This window comes from uncultured Phenylobacterium sp. (assembly GCF_902826855.1).
GTDB lineage: Bacteria > Pseudomonadota > Alphaproteobacteria > Caulobacterales > Caulobacteraceae > Phenylobacterium.
Genome location: NZ_CADEGK010000169.1, coordinates 5063 through 10259, shown reverse-complemented (window position 1 = coordinate 10259; position 5197 = coordinate 5063). Strand labels below are relative to the sequence as shown.

The 5197-nt window shown below is 69.6% G+C and carries 4 protein-coding genes; 1 reads left to right on the top strand and 3 read right to left on the bottom strand.

What is annotated here, in order from left to right; translation table 11 throughout:
- Positions 1–340, bottom strand: a 340-nt coding sequence (locus tag QZV94_RS19145) for a flagellar hook capping FlgD N-terminal domain-containing protein (protein ID WP_293680474.1), incomplete at its 3' end; no start/stop codon positions are given.
- Between the two features lie 2 nt (positions 341–342).
- The gene (locus QZV94_RS19140; RefSeq protein WP_293680472.1) at positions 343–1815 is read right to left on the bottom strand and encodes a flagellar hook-length control protein FliK; all 1473 of its coding nucleotides are present in this window, start codon (positions 1813–1815) and stop codon (positions 343–345) included.
- Positions 1816–2372: 557 nt separating this feature from the next.
- Between QZV94_RS19140 and flgK the strand changes: the two genes are divergently transcribed.
- Entirely contained in the window at positions 2373–4469 is a 2097-nt protein-coding gene (gene flgK / locus QZV94_RS19135) for a flagellar hook-associated protein FlgK (protein WP_293680470.1), read from the top strand.
- Here the strand turns inward: flgK and QZV94_RS25245 are convergent.
- Positions 4388–5077 (bottom strand): hypothetical protein, encoded by a 690-nt coding sequence (locus QZV94_RS25245; protein WP_367254876.1) that lies wholly within the window; start codon positions 5075–5077, stop codon positions 4388–4390. The genes flgK and QZV94_RS25245 overlap by 82 nt on opposite strands.
- Positions 5078–5197 lie beyond the last annotated feature (120 nt).

The window sequence follows — 5197 nt, the reverse complement described above, 5'->3', positions numbered from 1 at the left end:
GGTAGTTCCAGGTCGCCGCGCCATTCTTCAGGGCCGCCTCGGCGCTGTCGGCGCGGACTTCCTTGCCGATCAGCGAAACAGCGGTGGACACCCCCGAGCCGGTGTTGCCGACCAGCTTCTTAAGGAGGTCGTTGGTGAGCAACTGCTGCTCGACCCCCGTCATCTGCACGATCTGCTGGGTGAACTGGTTGGAGTCCAGCGGCGACAGCGGATCCTGGTTCTTCAGCTGCACGGTGAGCAGCGACAGGAAGGTGTCGAAGTTCTCGGCGAGCCGGGCGCGGCCCAGGGCGCCGGAGTCGGCGGCGCCGACGGCGGCCGTGGTGTTGATCGCGTCAGCCATCGTCAGATCCTCATGTCCAGGCCGGCCGTAACGCCACGGCGCAGGCGCAGCGCGCCCCCGAGCGCCGCGTTCGCTGCATCGCCGGCGGTGTCGAGTGCGGCTTGGAAGGCTTGGCCGCGGAAGGCGCGGCCGGAATTGTTGTCAGTCTGGTCCTGCCAGGGCTGACCCTGGTGGCCGCGGTCCTGGGCGACGTCGAAGCTGACTCCGCCGGAGAGGTTGAACCCCGCCTGTTCCAGGGCCCGCTGCAGCTCGGCCGCGCGCGAGCGCAGCTCCGCGGCGGCTTGCGGATTGTCGAAGCTCATAGCCGCGGTGATCGCGCCGTGGGCCCCGATGTCGATCCGCACGTGGACCTTGCCCAGACCTTGAGGGTCCAGCTCCACGTCGAAACGGGTCGACTGGCCCTCCAGCTTCTTGATGATCTGGGCCGAAAGGTTGGCCACCGTCTCAGGAGAACCACGGACGGCGTGGGCGACCTGTTGGCCCGGCGCGCTCGAGGCGTTCGCGGCGCGGGCCTCGACGGTGGGCGTGAAATCGGGCTGGTCGGCCGCGGTCTCCGCTGTTGCGGCGTCGGGGTCGAGATCGGCGGACTGGGCGTCGGCCTGGGCCGTCGCGGGCCTCGCCGCGGCCGTCACGGCGCGCGCCGTCGCCGGTTGGTCGGCGGCGACCGAGGCCTTCACGTCGCCGGGCGCCGCGGCGTCAGTCGTCGTCTTGCCGCGTTCTGATTTGGCGGGCTTGGCGGGGGCGGCGGGCTCAGGCCGCGCGGCTAGGCCGGCGGCGACAACGGGGACCGCAGTCTCGACGGCGGCCGGGGCCGGCGCGGCCTCGGGCGCGGGCACGGAGTCCGGCGAGGCTGTGTCCGCCTTCTGGCCGAGCTCGGCCTTGGGACTGGCGTTGGCCAGGGCGGGGGCGGCCGCTTGTCCCGCGGGCTTGTCTCGGCCCCAGGCGGGAGGCGCCTGCTTGGCGTCGGGCGCCGCCTGGCCGTGGGCCGTGCGCGGAGTTTCGGGGCGGGCAGGTTCGTCCGTCGCAGCGTCATCGCCGGTCGCCTCGGCATCGGGTGCGGTGGTGTTGGGCGTCGCGGCGTGCGTCTGGCGGAGGAGTGGCAGGATGGCTGCGCGAGCCGCGCCCGTCGTGCGGGCGGCGTCGGTGGCGTTGGGGGCGGCGGAGGACGGCGGGGGCTCGACAGCCGCGGCCGTCGTGGCCACCAGAGCGGCCGCGAGCGCCGCGTTCGCATCGACGACGACAGTGGACGCGCCTGTGATCTCGCCGTCGGCGGCCTCGCCGTCCTTGTCCGCGCCGCCCGCGAGGAGGTCGGCGGCGGCCGCCGCCGCGCCCGGCAGATCGGCGCCCGGATCGGCCGGCGGGAACAGGGCCGCCAGCAGGGCGTCGAAGCCGGTCGCGGCGCTTCCGGCCGCGGGCGCGGTTGCTCCGGGCAGGGCCGTGGCCGTGTTGAGGGCGTTGATCGCAGGCGCGGTCATTTCGGGGGAAGCTCGACTTCGGTCTGGAGGGGCAGCGCTTCCTGCGCCGGGCCTATTCGACCTTCGTAGAGCAACCCCTGGGCCATCTTCCTAACCAGCTGAATAATTTGAGAAAAGCTCCCGAGTCGCCAGTCGGGTGATAGCGCCGAACGGAGGAAATTGCCGGGCCATGACCGTCCAGGTGGGCCGTTCCCTGCCGCCCCCGCAGGCCCAGCCACCTGTTCACCCAGCGGCGTGATCGCCGGGCTTGCCCCGGGCCGCTGCGATGGCGCCACAGGACACCGCCGCAAGTCGCCTGCACGGCTGCCGTCCGGGATGGTCTCGACGGCTGGCCCATGATGAACGAGCGGGCGCGCGCGCACCCATGCCCACACGCGCGCGAACGGCCCGGGAAACTGGCCCAGCTCTTGCGCTACCCATTGGCGAACCCTTCGGTCCGTAGAGTGACCATGTTGAAATTATTGAAAAATTCCCGGCCTGACGCGTGCGCGTTCACCAATGTCCCGGCAGAATCCGCCGGGTCATACGTCAGCCTTTGCCGGGCGGAGGCTTAACCGATGTCGCTCGGCGTCGCCCTCAACACCGCCGCTTCGGGGCTTCAGGCCGCACAGGCCTCCCTGCGCGCGGTCTCTGACAACATCGCCAACGTCAACACGCCCGGCTACGTGCGTAAGGCGGTCAACCAGACCCAGCAGGTCGTCGACGGCGTGGGCATGGGCGTCAAGATCGACGGCGTCCGTCGCATCACCGACCAGTACCTGCAGATGGCTTCGTTGACCGCGGCGTCGGACGCCCAGCGCTGGGGCGCGGTCTCGCAGTACCTCGACAACGCCCAGAGCCTGTTCGGCGACCCCGCGGCGGACAGTTTCTTCTTCAACCGTCTGGACAAGATATACGGCGCCTTCGCGACGGCCGCCGACGACCCATCCTCGACCCTGCTGCGCAGCCAGGCGCTCTCTAACGTCGAGGACTTCCTCACCGAGTCCGACCGGATCAACAGCCAGGTCGTGGCGCTCGGCGACACCGTCGAGACCCAGATCAACGCCGGTATCCAGCAGGCCAACGGCCTGCTCGAGGAGATCAGCAAGCTCAACGCCGAAATCGGTCGCGCCAAGCTGGTGGGAGCCGACGCTTCCGGCTCCGAAAATATCCAGAGCCAACTCCTCGACCAACTCGCCGGCCTGATCAACGTGCGTCCCACTCCGCGCGCGGGCGGCGGCGTCGATGTGCGTTCCTTCGAAGGCGTGCTGCTGGCCGGCGACGGCCCGGCCAAGCTCACCTACACCTCCACTGGCACGACGCCCGGATATGTCAGCGCCCAGCCGGCCGGCAGCGCCAGCGTGCAGCCCATCCAACTCACCAGCGGGTCCATCAAGGGCCTAATGCAGCTGCGTGACGAGGAACTGCCCAAGCTCTACGACCAGCTGGGCGAGTTCGTGAGCCGCTCGGTCGACCAGATCAACGCCGCCCACAACAACTCGGCCGCCTATCCCGCGCCGGCCTCGCTGGTCGGTCGCGACACCGGCCTGGACCTGGTCACGGCCGTGAGCGGGTTCACGGGGACGTCGACCATCGCGGTGGTCAACCCCGCCGGGCTTCTGCAGCGCACGGTCGCCATCGACTTCACCGCAGGGACCATCTCGGTGAACGGCGGGGCCGGCGCAGCGTTCACCCCGGCCACCTTCCTTGCCGACGTCAACACCGCGCTCGCAGGCGTCGGCTCGGCGACCTTCACCGGTCGTGCGCTGACCCTCAACGCCACGGGCGGTAACGGCTTGGCCATCGACGAGGGCACGTCGGCGAAAACCGGGCGCGGCTTTTCGCACTTCTTCGGCCTGAACGACCTGATCAAGACCACGGGTTTCACCAACTACGCCACCGGCGTTCAGCCCGGCGACGTCCACGGCTTCACCCCCGGCGACCAGATCACGGTGCGGCTCTCCACACCGGACGGCCGCCCGGTCCGCGACATCGCAGTCACCGTGCCGGCCGCGCCACTGATGAGCGACCTTCTAAACGCCCTGAACAACAATGCGACCGGCGTTGGCCTCTACGGCCAGTTCAGCCTGGACGCCAACGGCGTGCTCACCTTCGCTGGCGTCCCGCCGTCGGACTCCGAGCTGTCGCTGGTCACAGACAACACCCGCCGCGGCGTCGGCGGGCCCTCGATCAGCCAGTTGTTCGGCCTGGGCGTGCAGGAGCGCTCCACCCGCGCAGGCCGGTTCGTGGTGGACCCGGCGCTGAACTCCGACCCCACCAAGCTGTCCATGGGCAAGGTCGACGTCACTGCCGCGATCGGCACGGTGGCGACCCGTCCCGGCGACGGGCGCGGCGCGCTTGCCCTCTCGAATTCTGGCGACGTGCCGATCCTGTTCCAGGCTGCCGGCTCGCTTGGCCAGGTCACCATGACCCTGCAGCGCTATGCCTCCGAGTTCGGCGGGGCGATCGGCCGGGGCGCCGCCTCGGCCGAGACCCGCAAGGCCAGCGCCGAGTCCGTCTCCGCAGAGGCCACAAACCGCCGCCAGTCCGTCGAGGGCGTCAACCTCGACGAGGAACTGGTCAACCTCACCACCTACCAGCAGGCGTTCAACGCGTCGGCCCGCATGATCCAGGCGGCGGCCGACCTGTTCGACACCCTGCTGAGCATCGTTTGAGGGCGTCGAACATGGTCACCCGCGTCACCACTCCCGGAAACTACTCGGCGGTCCTCGCCAACCTCCTGATCGCGCAACGGCGCCAGATGGAGGCCGGCGACAAGGTCGCGACCCAGCGCAACGGCAACGACCTGAAGGACTATGCCAAGAACTCCGAGATCCTCACCGCGATGAAGTCGGTGCAGGCCCGCCTCGGCGTCTATTCCGAGCAGGCCAAGACGATCGCCGACAAGCTCGCCACCCAGGACACCGGAATCCTGCGCGTGGCCGACGCCGCCCAGCAGATCCGTCAGATCATGAGCGAGGCCATCGCCTCGGGTCGCGTCGACACCCTGGTCGAGGACATCCAGGCTCAGATGAGCAATGCCGTCGAAGGCATGAACGGCCGCTATGGCGGCAAGTACCTGTTCGCCGGCGGCCAGGTGGACACCCGCCCGGTCACCGCCCAGACCTTGGGCGACCTGACCTCCGGCCCGCCGATCGCCAGCTTCTTCAAGAACGACCAGTTCAAGGTGCAGGCCAAGCTGGACGAAGCGACCACCATCACCACGGGCGTCCTGGCGAACGAGATGGGCACGGCGATGCTCACCCAGCTGCAGAGCTTCCAAGCCTTCAACGAAGGCGCGTCCGGTCCCTTCACCGGCGCCATGACCGACGCCCAGCGAACGTTCCTCGAAGGCCAGTTGGCCGCCTGGGAGACCGTGCGCCTCGATGTCACCAACACGGCC